Source organism: Cellulomonas sp. P5_C6 (assembly GCF_054049635.1).
Map to the genome: position 1 here is coordinate 1 of NZ_JBFULZ010000030.1, position 19511 is coordinate 19511.

At 70.3% G+C, this 19511-nt stretch carries 15 protein-coding genes; 5 read left to right on the plus strand and 10 right to left on the minus strand.

Annotated features, from left to right (window positions below; all coding sequences use genetic code 11):
• On the plus strand, positions 1–282 hold a 282-nt coding region (locus tag ACXJKG_RS05490; RefSeq protein WP_456844739.1), incomplete at its 5' end, for a substrate-binding domain-containing protein.
• 36 nt (positions 283–318) lie between these two features.
• Here ACXJKG_RS05490 and ACXJKG_RS05495 read toward each other — a convergent pair.
• Positions 319–891: an NADPH-dependent F420 reductase gene (locus ACXJKG_RS05495; protein WP_456844740.1), complete on the minus strand. Its 573-nt coding sequence runs from the start codon at positions 889–891 to the stop codon at positions 319–321.
• A 173-nt stretch (positions 892–1064) separates the two neighbouring features.
• Positions 1065–1937, minus strand: coding sequence for an alpha/beta hydrolase (locus ACXJKG_RS05500; protein WP_456844741.1), 873 nt, complete (start codon positions 1935–1937; stop codon positions 1065–1067).
• Between the two features lie 317 nt (positions 1938–2254).
• On the opposite strand from ACXJKG_RS05500, the gene ACXJKG_RS05505 reads away from it, so the two are divergent.
• Positions 2255–3232, plus strand: a complete 978-nt coding sequence (locus ACXJKG_RS05505) for a helix-turn-helix domain-containing protein (protein ID WP_456844742.1) — start codon at positions 2255–2257, stop codon at positions 3230–3232.
• A 15-nt stretch (positions 3233–3247) separates the two neighbouring features.
• Here ACXJKG_RS05505 and ACXJKG_RS05510 read toward each other — a convergent pair whose 3' ends face one another.
• The 7 genes from ACXJKG_RS05510 to ACXJKG_RS05540 form a co-directional block, all read right to left on the minus strand.
• Positions 3248–4288 (minus strand): LacI family DNA-binding transcriptional regulator, encoded by a 1041-nt coding sequence (locus ACXJKG_RS05510; RefSeq protein ID WP_456844743.1) that lies wholly within the window; start codon positions 4286–4288, stop codon positions 3248–3250.
• 37 nt (positions 4289–4325) lie between these two features.
• Positions 4326–6335 (minus strand): beta-galactosidase, encoded by a 2010-nt coding sequence (locus tag ACXJKG_RS05515; RefSeq protein ID WP_456844744.1) that lies wholly within the window; start codon positions 6333–6335, stop codon positions 4326–4328.
• On the minus strand, positions 6332–8455 hold the full coding sequence (locus ACXJKG_RS05520; protein ID WP_456844745.1) for a beta-galactosidase: 2124 nt from the start codon (positions 8453–8455) through the stop codon (positions 6332–6334). The genes ACXJKG_RS05515 and ACXJKG_RS05520 overlap by 4 nt, the downstream gene beginning before the upstream one ends.
• Before the next feature lie 115 nt (positions 8456–8570).
• Entirely contained in the window at positions 8571–11579 is a 3009-nt protein-coding gene (locus tag ACXJKG_RS05525; RefSeq protein ID WP_456844746.1) for a glycoside hydrolase family 2 TIM barrel-domain containing protein, read from the minus strand.
• Positions 11576–12388 (minus strand): carbohydrate ABC transporter permease, encoded by an 813-nt coding sequence (locus ACXJKG_RS05530; protein WP_456844747.1) that lies wholly within the window; start codon positions 12386–12388, stop codon positions 11576–11578. The genes ACXJKG_RS05525 and ACXJKG_RS05530 overlap by 4 nt, the downstream gene beginning before the upstream one ends.
• A complete protein-coding gene (locus tag ACXJKG_RS05535) occupies positions 12381–13358 on the minus strand; it encodes a carbohydrate ABC transporter permease (protein ID WP_456844748.1) in 978 nt (325 codons plus the stop codon). Before ACXJKG_RS05535 ends, ACXJKG_RS05530 begins: the two co-directional genes overlap by 8 nt.
• 88 nt (positions 13359–13446) lie before the next feature.
• The gene (locus ACXJKG_RS05540; protein WP_456844749.1) at positions 13447–14766 is read right to left on the minus strand and encodes an ABC transporter substrate-binding protein; all 1320 of its coding nucleotides are present in this window, start codon (positions 14764–14766) and stop codon (positions 13447–13449) included.
• A gap of 359 nt (positions 14767–15125) precedes the next feature.
• On the opposite strand from ACXJKG_RS05540, the gene ACXJKG_RS05545 reads away from it, so the two are divergent.
• The 3 genes from ACXJKG_RS05545 to ACXJKG_RS05555 all read left to right on the plus strand — a co-directional run bounded on the left by ACXJKG_RS05545 (position 15126) and on the right by ACXJKG_RS05555 (position 18638).
• Positions 15126–16157: a LacI family DNA-binding transcriptional regulator gene (locus ACXJKG_RS05545; RefSeq protein WP_456844750.1), complete on the plus strand. Its 1032-nt coding sequence runs from the start codon at positions 15126–15128 to the stop codon at positions 16155–16157.
• Positions 16158–16311: 154 nt separating this feature from the next.
• Complete coding sequence (locus tag ACXJKG_RS05550; protein WP_456844751.1) at positions 16312–17250, plus strand: phosphotransferase family protein; 939 nt, start codon at positions 16312–16314, stop codon at positions 17248–17250.
• Positions 17247–18638 carry an MATE family efflux transporter gene (locus ACXJKG_RS05555; protein ID WP_456844752.1) on the plus strand — a complete coding sequence of 464 codons (1392 nt, stop codon included), beginning with the start codon at positions 17247–17249 and terminating at the stop codon, positions 18636–18638. The genes ACXJKG_RS05550 and ACXJKG_RS05555 overlap by 4 nt, the downstream gene beginning before the upstream one ends.
• 36 nt (positions 18639–18674) lie before the next feature.
• Here ACXJKG_RS05555 and ACXJKG_RS05560 read toward each other — a convergent pair whose 3' ends face one another.
• Positions 18675–19511 (minus strand): glycosyltransferase family 2 protein, encoded by an 837-nt coding sequence (locus tag ACXJKG_RS05560; protein WP_456844753.1) that lies wholly within the window; start codon positions 19509–19511, stop codon positions 18675–18677.

Sequence of the window (19511 nt, forward strand, 5' to 3'; positions counted from 1 at the left end):
ACCGCGATCYTCGCTGCGAACGACCTCTCGGCCATCGCCACGCTGGAGGTCGCGCGCAGCCTGGACCTCCGGGTGCCCGACGACCTGTCGGTCATCGGCTTCGACAACGTGCCCGAGTCCGCGCTCACCTCTCCCCCGCTGACCACGATCAACCAGCCGATCCAGCGCCTCGGCTCCGAGGCCCTGAATCTGCTGGTGGATCTCATCGACGGCGTCGAGCGGGACGTGCACGTGCGGCTGCCGACGGAGCTGGTCGAGCGGGCGAGCTGCCGCAGACTCTGAGGTCAGCGACGAGCTCCCCGACGCAGAGCGTGCGGGTCAGACGATCCCGAAGCCGCCGGTCCACGCGATCTTCTCGCCGACGGCCAGGACCAGCTGCTGGAACCCGATCGCCTCGAGCTCGTGGGCGCGCGCGAGGGACCCGGCGTCGAGTCCCTTGACCCCGCCGGCCTCGACGGCCGAGATCAGCGCCGCCTTGGCGTCGGCGTCGTCGCCCGCCACCAGGACGGACGTCGGCACTCCCCCGACCTGCTTGGACGACAACGTCGCGGCGAACGTCGTGTTGAACGCCTTGAGCACCGTCGAGGACGGGAGCTTGGCGGCGATCTGCGCCGCGGCGGAGCTTCCGGCCGGCACGACCAGGGAGTCGAACGTCGCGAAGTCCAGGGGGTTGGTGATGTCGACGACGGTCTTGCCCGCGAGCTGGTCGCCGTAGCTCTCCACGATGCCGTCCACCGCGGCGTACGGCACGGCGAGGATCACCGTGTCGTTCAGGGGCGCCGTACCGACGTCCTCGCGCGTCACGTACGCGACGTCGTTGCCGCCGTCGGCCAGCACGCCGCCGATCGCGTTCGCCATGCTGCCGGTGCCGATGATGCTGAAGTTCGCCACGGTGGTGCTCCTCGCTGATGGGATTACTTGTACCTACAAGTAATCACCGTACTCGCGAATAGTTGACGCTACAAGTAATCGTCAGCGATGTGACGTGACTCACAGGTCGGATGCCGCGCCACAGCACGCCCGGGCCGACGTTGGATTCCGCCCGCGACTCGACCGGTCATGCGTCACGCCGTTGCCGGCGGGGCACAGCGCTGGATGAACTCGAGCGCGGTCTGCGCGACGTCCTGCCACCCGTGATCGATGGTCAGGGAGTGGCCACGGCCTTCCATCTCGACGAACTCCGTGACGGCGGGGTTCTTGCTGTGCTTCTTGTAGGCGGCGTAGGAGATTGCGTGCGGCACCGTGTGGTCCTTCTCGCCGGACACGACCAGCAGGGGTCCCCTCTGCGGTGCCCTGTAGGCCACCMTCGCCTCGCTGAAGGGGTTGAGGTTGGCCGCGGCAGCCTGGAAGATCGGCACGCCCGACGCGGCCACGTGGAACTCCTCGTACAGCTGCTTGGCCTCGTCCTCGTCGAGGTTGTTGGCCCAGCCGTACAGGAACTCGTCGAACGTCAGGGTCACCGCGCGGCGGGAGTTCGCCGGGTTACCGAGCACAGGTGAGCCGGCCTTGAGCGCAGAAGCGGGCAGCGGGAGGACACCTCGACCCGGAGCAGGGTCGATCGTCACGGTCGCCGCGGCGACCTCCTCGCCCGCCATCTTCTGGACGATCAGGCCGCCGAAGGAGTGACCGACGATGGCGGGCTTCCTGGTCAGCTCGCGGACCGCCTCGAGGTAGTGGTCGGTCACGGCCTGCACCATCTTGTGCGCGAACGCCTCAGGATTCGCCCGCGCCTCGGCCACCGTGTCCGGGTCGTCGGGCCATCCCGGAGCCACGGTTGCGTAGCCGGCCTCCTCGAACAGGGCACGCCAACGGTCCCAGCTGCTGGACAGCAGCCACAGCCCGTGAACGAACAGGACCGGTTGACGGCCCGAGTCGTTCGCGATCCGCAGCTCGGCGAGCTCGCGCTCCGTCAGGGTCTGTCGCGGGGAGTCGCTCATGACGTCATCGCCTTCCTGTCGATCGTGCGGTGGATGTCTGGAGACGTTAGGTCCGGGCGCCACCGGTGCGTTGGTCCAGGCTGCGCGAATCTGTGCCGTGCGTGCACGCGTCGACGGCCGACCTGGCGCGGTCGGCCAGCAAGCGCCGCGCCCGGGACGACCTGGCCGACCAGACATGTGCTGAGCGTGCACGGTTCGTTGCCGTTCCTGCGTGCCGTCCCGACGGGGTTGTGCGCCGACGGGACCGTGACCATGCTGGACGGACGTGGCCGCCCGGCCGCGACGACGATGCTCACGTGCAGGCATGGAGCGAGGGCATGACAACCGTCTGGAGTGCTGCCGAGGCGCCAGGAGTCGATCGCGCTGCCGCAGTCCGGGAGGCGGTCGGCAGCAACGTCGTACGCGTCGACATCGACCTCCCGGAGGATCCTCGCCACATCGACGTCGAGCTCGMCCTCTCCGTTGCGGGCCCGGTGCAGGTGCTCACGGTGCGGTCGATGGCGACCACGGTGACGCGGAGCCCACGACTTGCTCACGACGGGTCCGAGCCGCAGCTGTTCCTCACGCTGCAGGGCGCCGGCGGTTCGGCGATGGCGCAGCACGGCCGGCACACCCAGCTGCGCACCGGCCAGTTCGCCGTCTACACGACGACCAGCCCGTACACGCTGATGTTCGACGGCGGTCTGGACGCGCACTTCTTCCGCATCCCTATCGCCGAGCTTGCCCTGCCCGACTCGGCGATCCGGGAGGTGTCGTCGCGTGCACTGGGCAGCAACGACCCGGTGGCAGCGCTGGCCTCCACCTATCTGGGCCAGCTCGCCATCAGCCCTGGACTGCGAACCCGGGCGGTCGCCGACAACCTGGCCCAGCCGACGATCGACCTGGTTCGCGCCGCCCTCGTCTCCAGCCTCGGCGACCCGGCCCTCGGCAAGGAGTCCCTTCAGACCACCCTGGAGATGCGACTCCTGGAGTACCTGCGATCGCACCTCGCCGACGACGATCTCACTCCGGGAAGGGTCGCGGCAGCGCACAACATCTCCGTCCGGCACCTCTACACGGTCCTGGGCCGCGCGGGAGTGAGCTTCGGGGACTGGGTCCGTACGCAGAGGTTGGAGGCGTGCCGCCGCGAGCTCGCACACTCGAACGCCCGGGCGCGCACCATCGCCTCCGTCGCGCGCCAGTGGGGGTTCCCGGACGCGACGCACTTCAGCAGAGTCTTCCGCGAGGCCTACGGCGTCACACCCCGGGAGTGGCGTGACCTCAAGGCGACCCAGCCGCCATCCRTACTCTCCTAGGCCCCGAACGCCCCGTCAGGACGGGGTCGGCGGAACCGATCCGGTGCTGGCGCGCACGACGAGCGAGGTCGGCAGGGTGACGGCCGCCGGCTCCCCGCCCTCGACCAGCTCGATCAGCAGGCGCACCATCTCGCCGGCGATCTGGTCGAGCGGCTGCCGGATGGTGGTGAGCGGCGGGTCGAGCGTCGCGGCGAGCCCGGAGTCGTCGAAGCCGCCGACCGCGACGTCCTGCGGGACGCGTCTGCTGGCCTCGCGCAGCACCTGCAGCGCGCCCGCAGCCATCAGGTCGGATCCCACGAAGACCGCGTCGAGGTCGGGTCGGCGCTCGAGGAGCGTCCGCATCGCCACCGCGCCACCGCCGCGCGAGTAGTCGGCGTGCGCCACGAGCGACTCGTCGTAGAGCGACCCGAGCTCGTCGCGGTAGCCCTCGAGCCGGAGCCTGCCCCCGGGGGTGTCCAGGGGTCCCGTGATCGTCGCGATCCTGGTGCGGCCGATCTCGAGCAGGTGCCGCGTCATCCGCCGCCCGCCGCCGAGGTCGTCGGCGGCGACGTAGCCGACGCTCCCCTCGAAGCCGAGCGGGATCCCGCAGGAGATCATCGGGATGCCCTGCCGCACCAGCGCGTCGAGCAGGGCGTTGCCGCTGTGCGACGAGATCGCGAGGACACCGTCGACGTGCCCGGCGCCGACGTAGGACGAGACCTGCTTCTGCTCGTCGGGGGTGCCCGCGACCATGAGCAGGAGCGGCATCCGGCGTACGGCCAGCGCCTCGGCGGCTCCCCGCAGGAGGATCGAGAAGTTCGGGTCCTCGAAGAGCAGGTGCTGGGGTTCGGTGAGCAGGAACGCCACCGAGTTCGACCGTCCGGTGACCAGGCTGCGCGCGTGCGGGTTGGCGGAGTAGCCGGTGGTCCGGATCGCCTCCTCGACGGCCGCGAGCGAGTCCGGGGACACCCAGTGCCCACCGTTGATGACGCGCGAGACCGTGCCCCGGGACACGCCGGCCGCAGCCGCGACGTCACGGATCGTCGGGCGTCTGCGCGGCGCGGTCGTCGGTCCCATCGCAGGTGACTCTAGGGGAACGAGCGCACCGATCGGCTCAGTCCTCGCGGACGACCACGACGCCCCATGCCGGGACTTCCGCCCCCGCCTCGTGACGTCGGTCGGCCACGAGGTCGTGCCCGGAGACGTGCAGAGGCAGGTCCGTGCCGGTGTGGTTGAGCGCGAACAGCCAGCTCCCGGTCGTCGTCGTCCGACGGACGACCTCCAAGCCGCCAGGCGACGGGACGAGGGACGACACGCCGGCCGCCGCGAGCACGCGACCGAGCAGACCGGTGAGGGACGAGTGGTCGAGGCGGGTCGACAGGTACCACGCGGCACCGCCCGCCCGGGTGGTTCGCCGCGTGACCGCGGGACCGCCCGCCGACGGTCCGTCGACGTACGTCGCCAGGACTTCAGCGCCGGTCGACGTCATCCGCTCGGTCCAGACCTCCCCCGTGCTCCCGTCGCTCAGCGTCGTGGTCTCCTCAGCCGGCAGGGGCGCGAACTCCTCCACGCGCACCCCCAGCAGGTCCCGGAACGCCCCGGGGTAGCCGCCCAGGAGGACTCGGTCCTGATCGTCGACGATTCCCGAGAAGTAGGAGACGAGCACGTGCCCACCCCTGGCGACGACCGCGGTCAGGCGGTCGGACAGGCCCTCGGGTGCCAGGTAGAGCGTGGGCACGAGGACGACGTCGTACCCGTCCAGCGACGCGGCGGCGGGCAGGACGTCGACCGTGACGCCGGCGTCGAGCAGCGCACTGTGCATGCGCTGGGCGAGATCCAGGTAGCGCAGGTCGACGGTGGGGCGGGCCTCGAGCTCGGCCGCCCACCACGCCTGGGTGTCCCACAGCAGGGCCACGCGTGCCTGCTCGACGGTGCTCCCCCGCACCTCGGCCAGCCGACCCAGGGTCGCCCCCAGCTCGGCGACGTCCCGGAACAGCTGAGAGTCGCGCCCGGCGTGCGGGACCATCCCCGAGTGGTACTTCTCCGCACCGGCGCGCGACTGGCGCCACTGGAAGAACAGCACGCCGTCGGAGCCTCGGGCCACGTGCTGCAGCGAGTTGCGCAGCATCTGCCCGGGCTCCTTGGCGATGTTGCGCGGCTGCCAGTTCACCGCACTCGTGGAGTGCTCCATCAGGATCCACGGGTCGCCGCCGGCCAGCCCGCGCGTCCGGTCTGCGCTGAACGCGAGCTCCGCCCAGCCGCGGGGATTCTCCGACCACAGGTAGTGGTCGTTGGAGACGATGTCGACCAGCGGCGTCGTCTGCGTGTAGTCGATCTGGTGGAAGTCGCCCATGACCATGTAGTTGGTGGTCACCGGCAGGTGCGGCGTCACCTCGCGCAGCACCGCCGCCTCGGCCTCGAGGTGCGCGACGAACGCGTCGGAGGAGAACCGCTCGAACGCGAGCCGCTGCCCCGGGTTCGGGATCGTGGTGGAACGTCGCGGCGGCAGGATCTGCTCGAAGCTCGCGTAGCGCTGCCCCCAGAACGCGGTCCCCCACGCCAGGTTGAGCGCGTCGACGTCCGCGTACTCCTTGCCCAGCCAGTCGCGGAACGCCGCCGCGGACACGTCGCAGTAGCAGCGGCCGTTGTGGCAGGCCAGCTCGTTGGAGACGTGCCACATCTTGACTGCGGGGTGGTGGCCGTACCGCTCGGCGACGACCCGGGCGATCCGCTTGGCGTGGTGCCGGATGACCGGCGAGCTCACGCACCACGACTCGCGGCTGCCGTGCGTGAACCGCATACCATCGGCGTCGACCGGCAGCATCTCCGGGTGCAACAGGTGCAGCCACACCGGCGGCGCGGCGCTCGGCGTCGCCAGGTCCACCCCGATGCCGGCCTCGTGCAGCAGGTCGAGGATCCGGTCCAGCCAGCCGAAGTCGAAGACGCCCTCCTCCGGCTCGAGCTGACCCCAGGAGAAGATCCCGACGCTCACCAGCGTGACGCCGGCCTCCCGCATGAGCGCGATGTCGTCGGCCCAGACCTCCTCCGGCCACTGCTCCGGGTTGTAGTCCGCTCCGAACGCGATGCCGTCGGAGGGCCACGGGCCCGTCCAGCGCGCGCTCACCGGGTCACCGCCACGAGCACGTCCCACGCGCCGAGCGTGACGGTGTCGCCCGCGGCGAACCGCACCGGGGTCGGCGAGGACCCGTGCGGCGCCGCGATGACGTCGAGGTCAGCAGGAACGGTTACCACGGTGGCCTCCCAGGACCAGTTGTGAACGACGTGCACACGCGCGCCGTCGGGTCGGGTCGAGCTGTGGACGGTGACGCTCGGTGGCAGGTCGGACCATCCGGCGAGCGGTGTCGGTACCAACCAGTGCGCGAGGCTGCGGGCGAGCGTCAGGTCCGGGACGGTGCCGACGACCGTCACCCGACCGGCGCCGTACGCCCGCGTGGTGACGGCCGCCCAGGCTCCCAGGTGCGGGTGGTCGTAGGTGGCGAGGACGTCGGCGCCGTCGGCGACGAGGCACTCGGCCCAGGCCGTCGCCGCGGCGCCCTCCTCGAGCGGGAACGCGTCGGACCCGCGCACCGGGACCGGCTCGTCGAGGTTCGCGAACTCGTCGTACCAGGCTCCGGCAGGCCCGGACAGGCGCGCAGGCTGGGTCTCGGCCCGTGCGCGCGCCTCGTCGTCCGCGTACCCGGTCCGGGGTCCGACGACCAGGTGCCCGCCGGCCTCGGCGTACCGGCGCAGCCAGTCGAGGTCGCGGTCGGAGGCCGGGTAGTAGCCCGCTGCCACGAGGACCGGGTGGGTGCGGGCGGCCTGCGCCGGCGCGTCGTCGAACAGGTAGCGGGGGCGCACCAGGCGCACCTGGAGCCCGGCATCGAACGCGCCCCGGTAGAAGGACGCGACGATCCGGGGGTAGCTGTTGCGGTCCCCCGTGCCGTCGGCGAGCTGCAGCGGCGGCTGGGCGGCCAGCGCGAACCGCGCCTTCGTCGAGGACAGGATCGCGATGTCGGCGTCGGGCGTCGCGTCGGCGATCGCGCCGCCCGCCCGGGAGAGCTCAGCACCGAGCCGGGCGATCTCGCCGTAGGCCCGGCCGGGGTGCCCGCTGTGCGGCAGCACGCCGCCCCAGTACGTCTCGGTCCCGTAGTGCAGCGTGTGCCAGTGCCAGTACTCGACCATCCGCGCACCCCGCGCGACCAGCGCCCAGGCCGCCTGACGCCACTGGCCCGGGTAGGCCGGGTAGTTGGTGCTCGGCCCGCCGATCGCCTGGGCGTCCGTCTCGGTCACCAGGAACGGCTCGCCCCGGCTGGAGAACATCGCGTCGCCCGACTGGAACACCGTCCACGTGCCGGTGGTCGTCCAGTACTGCGGCACGACGGCTGCGCTGGGGTGCGCGAGCCCGTCCTGCATGCGGTAGTACGGGTTCCCGCTCGTGACGTCCAGGACGGCCGCGAGATCGGCGTCCTCGAGGGCCGGGCGCTCGTAGGAGATGCAGGTGGTGACGAACTGGTCGGACCGGGCGAGCTCACGGACCGCCCGCGCCTGCCAGTCGATCATCTCCGTCGTCAGGCCCGCCTGGAACTCGCGCCAGGCGAGGTCGTACTGCGGCTGGGCATTGCCGTCCGGGGTCCACAGGTCCGCCCACGACGACAGTCGGTGCGACCAGTAGACCAGCCCCCACTCCCGGTTCAGGGTCTCGACGTCGCCGTACGTGTGCCGAAGGTGGTCGACGAACCGCTGGAACACCCCGTGGTTGTGCAGGAGGTGCAGCCCGGGCTCGTTGTCCACCTGGAACCCGATCACGGCCGGGTGGTCGCGGTAGCGCTCGACGATCTTGCGCAGGATCCGGTCGGCGTGGAACCGGAACACGGGGTGCGTGAAGTCGGCCTCCTGCCGGGCTCCCCAGCCCATCGGGCTGCCCGTGCGGTCCTCACCGGCGACCTCGGGGTAGCGCCGGACCATCCACAGGGGCAGCGCGTAGGTCGGCGTGCCGATCACCACGTCGATCCCCCGGGCCAGGGCGCCGTCGAGGACGGGCTCGAGCCAGTCCAGCTCGAACCGGCCCTCGTCGGGCTCCCACGTGGACCAGACCGACTCCCCCACCCGGATCACCGAGAACGCCGCGGCCTGCATGAGGTCGAGGTCGCGCTCTAGCGTCTCGGGCTTCGGGTCCTGGCCCGGGCCCGCGTACTCGTAGTAGTACGCCGCGCCGAATCGCACTCGGTCGTGCTGCACAGCCATGATCGTCTCTCCGTGGTGGTGGAAGCTGCGGGTGCAGCGGGCGACCGACCCCGGCCGCCGTGAACCGGTGGCCGACGGGAGTGCAGGCACTCCCGTCGGCCACTCCGGGTCGGGCCTAGAGGAGGCCCCGGAAAGCGAACCGGAACGTCAGCTCGGTGTCCGTCGGCAGTCGGTACTCGGGATGGGTCTGAGCACCCCAGGAGTCGTCGCCACCGACCCCACGCCGCTGGAGCGCCGGACGCAGGACCGTCTGGTAGATCGGCGGCAGCTCGGTGTGGTGCGCGGCGTTCTCGATCTCGAACGGCGTCCACGGCAGGGCCGACAGCTCCATGCCCTGGTCCGCCTCCAACCGCAGGCCCGCACCGCGCTCGTCGGTCACGGTCGCCCAGCGCACGCCGGTCCGGCTGCCCGCCTCCTGCGGACGCAGGTACGGCGTGAGCGAGGTGCGGACGTCGGCCTCCCACACACCCACCCGCGCGCCGGCCCGACGGTCGACGTAGGACTCCTCGGGGCCCTCTCCGTACCAGCGCAGGTTGCGGAACGCGGCGTCGGTCGTCAGGAGGAGCCCGAGCTCCGGCATGTCCGGCAACCCCGCGCCCGGTGTCACGGTGAGGGTCACCTCGACGCGACCGTCACCGTCCACGAGGTACGAGAGCTCGCACTCCCCCGCCTGTGCGGGCAGCTCGTACCGGAAGTGCACGAGAACGCCGGCGTCGGTCTGCTCGACCGCGGGCTGCTCGGGACCCCGGACAGCCGTCGCGTACCGGCTGGCGAGCAGCCAGGCGGCGTCCTGTGCAGGGCCGCCCCACCCGCGCTCGTTGGAGGTGGGCGCGTGCCAGAAGCTCGGCTGGGGCACCGAGCGCAGCAGCTCGCGGCCGCCGTCCGGCGTCAGCCCGTAGCGGTACGAGACCAGCCCCCCGTGCAGCCGCGAGAACAGGGCCGTGAAGTGCCGGCCCCGCACGCCCACGTTGTGGATGCCATGGACGACCTCCGGCGCGACGGCCCGGCGGGTCGGAGCCGAGGCCGCGGCCGGGACGACCACGACCGCCTGCTCGTGGGCCACCTCGTGCCCGGCCGACGCCCAGCGCGTGGTGCGACGCAGCCGGAAGGACACGTCGACCGTGTACTCCCCGGGTGCGGCCGGCACCGTGACGGGGAGCGCGTAGATCTGCGAGCCCCCAGGGGCCACGGCAGTCTCTAGCACCTCCTCCTGCAGCACCCGGCCCTCCCGGGCGAGGGTCACGACGCACTCGTGGACCGACGACGGGGTGGCGAGGTGACGGTTCTCGACCGTGACCTTGTCGCTGCCCACCGAGAGCCGATAGCCCTGGTACAGGTAGCGCAACTCCTGGGCGATCGGCTTGAGGGTGCGATCGGCGAAGACGATGCCGTTGCCGCTGAAGTCCGAGTCGTGCGGCGCGTCACCGAAGTCCCCGCCGTAGCCGAAGTACTCGCGGCCCGAGGAATCGGTGCGCCGAAGGGCCTGGTCGGCGAAGTCCCAGATGAAGCCGCCCTGGAACAGCGGCTCGCGGTAGGCGAGGTCGATGTACTTGTGGACCGCCCCGAACGAGTTGCCCATGGAGTGGGCGTACTCGCACAGCACGTAGGGCTTGTCGCGGTGCGTTGCGAGGAACTCCTCGATCTCGGCCGCCGGCGCGTACATGCGTGAGACGACGTCGGTGGTCTGCGGGTGCCGCGGGTCCCAATGGACGCCTTCGTAGTGGACCGGCCGGGAGTCCGCGCGACGGAAGTACTCCGACACCTCCAGGATGCCCGTGCCGCCGAACGACTCGTTGCCGCACGACCACATGACGACGCTCGGGTGGTTCTTGTCCCGCTCGAGCATGCTGGCGGCGCGGTCGAGGAGGGTGGGCAGCCACTCGGGACGGTCCCCGGGCAACGCCACGTCGACATCCGCCCCGGCGAACCTGATCAGGTCCCACATCCCGTGCGACTCGAGATTCATCTCGTCGATGACATAGAGCCCGTACTCGTCGCACAGCTCGTAGAAGAACGAGTTGTTCGGGTAGTGGCTGGTCCGCACGGCATTGATGTTCAGCCGCTTCATGAGCTGGATGTCGGCCTCGGTCTGCTCGCGGGTCATCACACGACCCTGGAGGCCGAACTCGTGGCGGTTGACCCCGTTGAAGACCACGCGGGACCCGTTGACCTTGAGCAGGCCGTCCTCGATGCCGAACCGGCGCACACCCACCTGGACGGGGACGTGCTCGGTCAGCCGGCCCGACGCGTCGTACACGTCGAGCGTGAGGTCGTACCGGTGAGGATCTTCCGCGCTCCACAGCCGCGGAGCCTCGATGCGGACCACGAGCTCGTCGTCGCCGACGAGCTGGCCGGCACCGGCGATCCGGGCGTCCACCCTGCCGTCGCCGGCCAGCACGACGCGCACGCGCACCGTCGCCTCGGAGAGGTCGTCGGCGACGTCGGTCACCACCCGGACGTCCTCGACGTGCACCGTCGGCCGGCGGTACAGGACGACGTCCCGGAACAGGCCGGAGAACCTGAAGAAGTCCTGGTCCTCGACCCACGACCCGGCGCTCCACCGGACCACCTGCGCCACGATGACGTTCTCGCCGTCGACCAGGGCGTCGGTGAGGTCGAACTCCGACGGGGTGAAGGAGTCCGTCCCGTAGCCCACGTAGGCGCCGTTCAGCCAGACGGCGACGGCGCTCTCCGCACCGTGGAAGCTCACGCTCAGCCGCTCGCCGGGCCCGAGCGGGTGCTCGAGGGTGAACGTCCGACGGTAGGTCGCCACCGGGTTGTACCGCTGGGGAACCTGCCCCGGCTCGAGCTGCTCGTAGCCGTCCCACGGGTACTGCACGTTGGTGTACTGCGGGCGGTCGTAGCCGAGCAGCTGGACGTGGGCCGGTACGGGCACGTCGTCCCAGCCGGAGTCGTCGACGTCCACCCGCTCGAAGCCGGGGACGACGAGCGCGGGGCTCTTCGCGTAGTGCAGCTTCCACAGCCCGTTGAGCGACTGCTCGAAGGAGCTCGTCCCGGTCGCCGACTCCTGGGGGGAGGCGAACCACCGGTGGTCGGAGTGAGCGTCGAGCCGGTTCTCCTTGACGAACTCGGGGTCGGTGATCCGGTCGAGGTCGAATGTCACTTGATGGCCCCCGTGACGCCCTCGGCAAAGCTGCGCTGCAGCAGGAGGAAGACGACCACCGTCGGCACCGAGACGATGAACACGGCGAGCATGAGGCTCCCGTAGTCGGTGACGTACCCGGCGCGCATGTTGGACAGCAGCATCGGCAAGGTCTGGTACGCGTTGTCGACGAGGATCACCTTCGGCCACAGGAAGTTGTTCCACGAGAACAGGAAGGTGATGACACCCGCGGCAGCGAGGGTGGGCTTCATCGTCGGCAGGTAGATGCGCGCGAAGATGCTCACCTCGCCCAGCCCGTCGAGGCGCGCCGCCTCGATGATCTCGTGCGGGAACGTCCGCGAGGCCTGCCGGAACAGCAGGATCAGGAACGGCGTCGCGATCAGGGGCAGGATGACCGCGACCGTCGAGTTCACCAGTCCCAGCTGCGCGAAGAGGCGGAACAACGGGATCATCGTCGCCGCGAACGGGATCATGATCGCCAGGAGCAGGAGGCCCATGACGGCGTCCTTCGCCCGCGAGTGGTAGATCTCGAACGCATACCCGGCGATCGAGCACAGGACCAGTGCGAGCAGGGTCGTCGCGATGGCGTTGACAGCCGAGTGGTAGAACGCCGTCCCCAGGGGCTGGGCGTCGACGAGCGCCTTGAAGTTGTCGAGGAGGTGGCTACCCGGCAGCAGCTTGGACGCGAGGACCTCGTTGCTCGTGTTCGTCGCCGAGACGGTCATGAAGTAGAGCGGGAAGACCGACAGGACGACGGCGAACGACAGGAACACGTATGCGGGAATCCGGCGAAGTGTTGTTCTAGTCACGCTTGTCGCCCACCTTCAGCTGGATGGCGGCCAGGATGGCCACGATGACGAGGATCGCGTAGGAGATGGCGGCCGCGTACCCGAAGTTCGGGCTGTTGCGGAACGACACGTTGTACAGGTAGTGCGAGACCGACATCGTCGTGTTGCCCGGGCCACCGGCCGTGAGGTTGAACGACTCGTCGAACATCTGCAACGTTCCGTTGGTGGACAGGATCGCGCAGAGCAGGATGATGGGCTTGAGCTGCGGCATCGTCACGTACCAGAAGGTCTTGAACCCGCCGGCACCATCGACGCGAGCAGCCTCGAGGGTCGAGCGGTCGATGTTCTGCAGTGCGGCCAGGAAGAAGATCATGTTGTAGCCGGTCCACCGCCACAGCAGGCCGAGGATGATCACCATCCGGGCCGTGCCCGTCTGGCCGAGCCAGTTGACGGGAGAGTCGAGTATCCCGAACTGCGTGAGCAGGTCGTTGGCCAGGCCGTCGGTCGCGAAGATCTGCCGGAACACCAGCGAGTACGACACGAGCCCCACCGCGCACGGCAGGAAGATCGCCGTCCGGAAGAATCCCTTCCACCGCAGCCACGGCGCGTTGAGCAGGTTCGCCAGCAGCATCGCCAGCAGGAGCATGATCGGGACCTGGATGATCAGGTAGATGAACGTCGTGCTCAGCGTGAGTCGGAACTGGTCGTCCTGGAACAGCCGCTGGTAGTTCAACCACAGCGGCTCTGCCCAGGTCAGCTTGGTCCCGCGTCCCGTCTTCAGCGACAGGAAGAGCGCCTGGATCATCGGCCAGAAGTTGACCAGCACGATGATGGCTGCGGCGGGAATGATGAACGACCACCCGGTCAGGCTGCGGCGTCGCGCGATCGCCGACAGGGGTGCCGATTTGGGCTGACGCCCTCGGGACGACTTCGTCCCAGGAGGGGGCGCGCTCTGCGCGCGGTCCTCGGTCGGAGCGGTGGGAGCAGACACGAGCGGCTCACCTCTTCTTCGCGGTGACGGACAGGACAGGAAAGCGGGCGGCGGAGCCGTGGACTGGTCTCCGCCGCCCGCCCTCAGGTCACCCCATGGCGAACTCGACGGTCTGCTGCGCCTGGTCGAGCTCGGCCTTCGGGTCCGCGCCGTTGAGGATGTTGGTGATGGCGACGCTCACGGCGTCCCGACCCTCGTAGTAGTAGGCACCCGTGTTGTTGCTGGGCACCTTCGCGGCGAACTTCAGCACGTCGGCGTAGATCGGCTGACCGCCGAAGAATGCCTGCGGCTCGTTGTAGACGTCCGAGTCACCCGCCGGGAGCCAGTTGGCCAGCGCGCCGGACTTCGGGAGGATCGTGTCGTAGAACTCGGTCGAGCCCGCGAACGTCGCGTTGAGGAAGTCGCTGGCGAGCGCCTCGTTGCCGTTCGGGGTGATCGCCCAGGACGAGCCACCGTTGGCGGTGTAGTTCGTCGCGCCGTCGACGCCGTCGAGCTTCGGGACGTTGGTGACGGCCCACTTGCCGGACTGGTCCGCGGCCGACTGGATGGAGCCGGAGATCCACACGCCGTTGACGACGCCGGCCGTGTTCGAGTTCACGATCGTGTTGATGTACTCGTCCCACGAGTTGACCTCGACGAAGACGCCGGCCTTGACCAGCTGCCCGTACATGTCGATGGCGGCCAGCAGTGCGTCGTTGTCGGTGATGGTCGGCTTGCCCTGGTCGTCGAACAGGCTCGCGCCGGCGCTCTGCAGCATCATCATGATCGTGTCGGCCGAGTTGGCCTGGCCGGTGAGCAGCGGCTTGCCCGTCTTCTCCAGCACGACCTTGCCCATCGTGAGGAACTGGTCCCACGTGATGTCGGTGAAGTCGTCGATCGTGTAGCCGGCCTGCTCGAGGAGGTCGGTCCGGTACGCGCCGATCGCGGCCCCGTTGTCGAACGGCACGCCGTAGTTGACGTCGTCGACCGTGGAGTACGCCACGACGGACTCGGGGAACTGGCTGAAGTCCACCTTGGAGTCGGTGAAGTTGGCGAAGATGTCCGGGTAGTTGATCACGTTCTTCTGGAACGCGTTGTTCTGCATGAGGAAGATGTCAGGCAGCTGGTCCGTCTCGCCCGACTGGGCCAGCGTGGTCAGCTTGGTCTGCAGGTCGTCCCACGGCGTCTCGACGATGTTGAGCTTGAAGTCCGGGTGATCGGCCTGGTAGACCTTCTCGGCCTCCTGGAGGGCGTAGATGTTGAACGCCGGGTCCCACGCCCAGACCGTCAGGGTGTTGTTGCCGGTACCACCGCTCGCGCCGGTCGTCTCGTCCCCGCTCGAGCCGGAATCTCCGCCGCTGCACGCGGCGAGGGCGAGTGTCAGCGTCAAGGCGGCGCCCAGCGCGCCGAGCGTGCGTGTCTTCTTCATCGGGTGATCCCTTCGGGCTGTTGGTCGTCCTTGACCGGTGCCGGCTCTCGCCGCGTCGCCGGCTCCGACTCGTCCGCCGCAACGTCGCGGCGGTCGAGCGGGATAGGTCGACAGTGCTGTTGTGAGGTCGTGCGCCGTGCTGTGGTGAGGCGGTTACCTGCTCCATGCCAAGGGGTCTGGTCCACTCCGACCACGAGCAAAACGGGCGTCGCTCGACCTTCTCTGGCGTTTGGTGACGTCACCATAGCAGCGGGTAGACATCCGTTCGGCGACGGTTTGGTAACGGAAAGACCAGCATTTCTGACTCGATAGGATCCTTTGGTGACGTCACCATTGCGCCCTACCACTAGCATCTGGCCATGACAACCGCGCCAGCGCCCGGCCGCCGCCGCTCGGGCCCCTCGATCGGCGACGTCGCCCGCCTCGCCGGCGTGTCGCCGCAGACGGTGTCGCGCGTCTCGACCGGCGCCGACTCGGTCCGACCGACCACCCGCGCACGCGTCGTGCAGGCGATGGACCAGCTCGGCTACTCGCCGAACCGGGCGGCCCAGGCGCTGCGGAACGGCACGTTCGGCGCCATCGGAGTGCTCTCGACCGGCTTCCAGCGCACCGGTGAGGCCCTCACCGCCGAGGCCCTGGTCGAGGCCGCCGCGCTCGAGGACTACTCGGTCACGCTGCTCCACGTCCGCAACCTCGCCCCGGAGAGCTGGGAGAACGCGGCACACCGCATCTCGCACCAGGCCATCGACGGCCTCGTCATCATGCGGGCCGAGCAGGCGTCGCCCACGACCCTGGTGCTGCCCGCGGGCATGCCGGTCGCGGTGTCGTTCTCCAAGTTCGCGGGCCACTACCCCACCGTCTCCGCCGACCAGGTCCAGGGCAGCGAGGACGCGATGCGCCACCTGCTCGGCCTGGGGCACCGCACCGTGCACCACCTCGCCGGGCCGCGGGACTCGGAGCACGCCCTGGTGCGCATCGGCACGTGGCGCCGCTGCCTCCTGGAGGCGGGGATCCGTCCGCCCGAGCCCGTGTACGGAGACTGGAGCGCGCACGACGGCTACGAGGCGGGGCTGCGGCTCGCGGCGAACCCCGACGTCACCGCGGTGTTCTGCGCCAACGACGAGATGGCGCTCGGCCTCGTCCGGGCGCTGCACGAGGCTGGCCGCCGCGTGCCCGAGGACGTGTCCGTGGTGGGCTTCGACGACATCTCCGTCGCCGGCTGGACCTCACCGCCCCTGACGACCGTCCGGCAGGACTTCCACGCCATCGGCCGTGCGCTCATCACCCTCGTGGTCGGTCAGCTCCGGTCGAGGACCGTCCCACCGCCGGCCCTGACGGTCGTGCCCACGGAGCTCATCGTCCGGGCGAGCACCGGACCGCCTCCACGCTGAACCTCGACATCGACGTCGCCCCGAACGCCTGACGTCCGTCGACCCAGATCTACCGACGTATCGCCACCCAGGGCCGCACGGCCCGCCGCACGACGATGAGGACTCAATGGAGAGCATCACGAAGAACCGTCAGACGCCTGCGACGCTCCTGTCGATGGTCGAACGTGCCTACGGCGCCGAGCAGGTGCCCACGGGCGAGCCGGACTCCTGGCTCGAGGAGCTGGGGCACGGCTGGTTCAACGTCGCGTACCGGATCCAGCTGCGCGACGGCCGGTCCGTGGCCCTGAAGATCGCGCCGCCGCGTGACGTGCCGGTGATGACCGCCGAGCGCGGCGCGATGCGCATCGAGCTCGCCTCGCTGGCGCTGATCGCGGAACGCACCGACGTCCCGGTCCCGCACGTCGACCACGCCGACCTGAGCCACGAGCTCGTCGACGCCGACTACTTCTTCATGCCGTTCATCGACGCCGACAACTTCGGCATCGTCGCGGAGGACCTGAGCACCGAGCAGCGCGACGCGTACAACGAGGCGCTCGGCGCCGCCAACCGCGAGCTGAACTCGATCCGTGGGAGCTGGTTCGGACCGCTCGCCGGCCCGGGTCACCCGTCATGGCGAACCGCGTTCACCGGCATCGTGGAGGCCAACCTCGCCGACGGGGAGGCCCGCAACGTCGACATCGGCCGGGACTACGACGAGATCCGCAAGGTCGTCGCGCTGCACGCGGACGTCTTCGACGACGTCGTCGAGCCGAGGTTCGTCGAGTGGGACCTCTGGGACTCCAACGTCATGGTCCGCGACGGCAGGATCGTCACGATCATCGACCACGAGCGCGCCCTGTACGGGGACCCGCTGATGGAGGCCGGCTTCGCCGCCATCGACCTTCCCGACTTCGGCGACCCCACAGCGTTCATGCGCGGCTACGGTCAGGCGGACCTCACACCGAGGGAGCAGACGCGCCGGCGCCTGTACACCCTGCACCTGGTCGTGATCATGGCGATCGAGACCGTCTACCGCGGACACACCACACCGACCCAGTACGACTGGGCACGAGGGCAGATCGACAGGATGATGCGCCTGCTCACCGAGCCGTGAGCACCCGCACGCTCGACACCGCCGCCCTGGGCGAGCGGCCCGTCGGGCGGCTGCTGTGGCACGCCTGCACCCAGACCACCATCGCGGTCGGGGTGTACGGGATCTATGCGCTGACCAACGCCTGGTTCGTCGCCCGCGGCGTCGGGGCGACGGCGATGGCGGCGGTCAACCTCGTCGCCCCGTTGCTGCTGGCGCTGGGCGCGGTCTCGACCGCGCTCGGCGTCGGAGCAGCCTCGGTCGTCTCCCGGCACCTGGGTGCCGGCGACACCAGTACGGCCGCGCGCGCGGCCGGGAACGCGTTCATCGTGTTCTGGACCGCCGCCGTCACGACCACCGTGGTCGGGCTGAGCGGTCTCGAGCCGCTCCTGCGGCTGCTCGGCGCCCACGACGAGACTCTCGGCTACGCCCGCGACTACGCCGTGGTGATCCTGGCCGGCGCGATCGTCTCGACCGGGTTCTCCAGCCTCGTGCGCGCGGAGGGTCGGATGCGGTTCGCCACGATGCTCTGGGTCATCCCCGTCGCCGTCCAGATCACCCTCGATCCGCTCCTGATCTTCGGGCTGCACCTCGGCGTCCGTGGAGCGGCCCTGGGAACGGTCGGCGGCCAGGCCGTCTCCGCCGCCATGAGCATGTGGTTCTTCTTCGCCCAGAAGCACCGCCCCTACCGCATCCACAGGCCCGACCTGCGCCCCCACCTGCCGACGGTCCGGACCCTCGTGGGCATCGGTGCCCCCTCGTTCCTCGCCGGCTTCGGCGCCACCCTGCTCGTCGTCGTCGTCAACACCGGGCTGTCCCGGGCCGCCGCCACCACCGCTGCGCTCGCCGCGTTCGCGATCTGCGCCCGCATCCAGACGTTCGTCGCGATGCCCCAGCTCGGCATCAGCCAGGGGATGCAGCCCATCGTCGGGTACAACGCCGGCCGCAGGCTCACCGCACGCGTCCGGCGCGCCCGGACCCTGTCGTTGCGCGCCACCCTCGTCTACAGCACCGTCGCCGCCGGCTCGGTCGCGCTGCTCGCCGACCCCATCACCGCCGCCTTCATCGACGACCCGACCGTCCACGCGGAGTCCGTCGAGGCCCTGCGCATCCTCGCGATCGGCTTCGCCGCAGCAGGCGTCCCCCCGCTGGTCTCCGCGTACTTCCAGGCACTCGGGCGGCCGCGACCGTCCTACGTCATCTCCGTCGGGACCCTCCTGCTCGTCAAGGTCCCGCTCGTGCTCGCCCTCGGTCGCACCGGCCCCACCGGCACCTGGACCGGCCTGGCCGCGGGCGAGGTCGTGTCCGCGGCCATCGCGCTGCTGGTCCTGTGGCGCCTCGACGGCTCCGCCTCCCGGGGTGGAAGGGCGAGATCGACGACGACCGCGGCCGACCTGCCGCTCGTGCAGTGAGGGCCGGTGGGCGGACCCGCCGTCGGGAGGTGCGGGTCAGCCCCGGCGAACCGCGATCCGGACGGCTGCGGCCATGCCGCCGTCGCCGTACGTGACCTCCCCGACCGGCAGCGCCCGGTCCGCGGCCACGAGGTCTTCCCACCGTCCGGCGGCGTCCATGGCGCGGGCCTCGAGCGCCAGCAGCACCTCCCGCAGGTGCCGCTCGAAGACGGTGCGGTGCTTGTCGACGAGGCGGCCGTAGAGCTCGAGCCGGGAGTCCATGGACCGGACGTTCGCGGAGGCCGGCGCCGTCCGGTACTCGATGAGCGGCTCCGGCACGACCGTGATGTGCCCGCCCTCGCCGACGAGTGACAGGAAGAAGTCCCAGTCCTCGAACCCGCTGCGCATGTCCTCGTCGTAGCCGCCGCACCCACGCCAGGCGTCGCGGCGGACCACCGCGGTCGCGGGGCACGCGTTGCGGTGCAGGAAGTCGACCGCCGACCCTCCGCCGGGCCGCACGACCGCGTCGATCACGCCGTGCGCGCGCAGCCATGACGATGCGGCGAGCGCGCCGGGGTCGCCCTCCAGGACGGCGGTCGTCCGCTCGAGGAACGTCGGCGCGAGGCGGTCGTCGCCGTCCAGCACGGCCACGAGGTCGGTCTCGGCAGCGGCGATCCCCGCGTTCCGGGCCGCGGCGACCCCGCGGTTGGACTGACGCAGCACGCGGACCCGACCGTCCCGCTGGAGCCGCTCGATGACGTCGACCGACTCGTCGTCGGTCGAGCCGTCGTCGACCACGATGACGGCCTCCGGGACGCGGGTCTGGCGCAGGGCCGACCCGACCGCCTCGGCGGCCAGCTCGCCCTGGTCGAACGCGGTGACGATGACGCTCAC

Coding starts and splice junctions, on each gene's coding strand:
- ACXJKG_RS05510 (WP_456844743.1), bottom strand. CDS start 4,288: ATGGGACCGACGACCGCGCCGCGCAGACGCCCGACGATCCGTGACGTC.
- ACXJKG_RS05520 (WP_456844745.1), bottom strand. CDS start 8,455: ATGGCTGTGCAGCACGACCGAGTGCGATTCGGCGCGGCGTACTACTAC.
- ACXJKG_RS05540 (WP_456844749.1), bottom strand. CDS start 14,766: ATGAAGAAGACACGCACGCTCGGCGCGCTGGGCGCCGCCTTGACGCTG.
- ACXJKG_RS05545 (WP_456844750.1), top strand. CDS start 15,126: ATGACAACCGCGCCAGCGCCCGGCCGCCGCCGCTCGGGCCCCTCGATC.
- ACXJKG_RS05550 (WP_456844751.1), top strand. CDS start 16,312: ATGGTCGAACGTGCCTACGGCGCCGAGCAGGTGCCCACGGGCGAGCCG.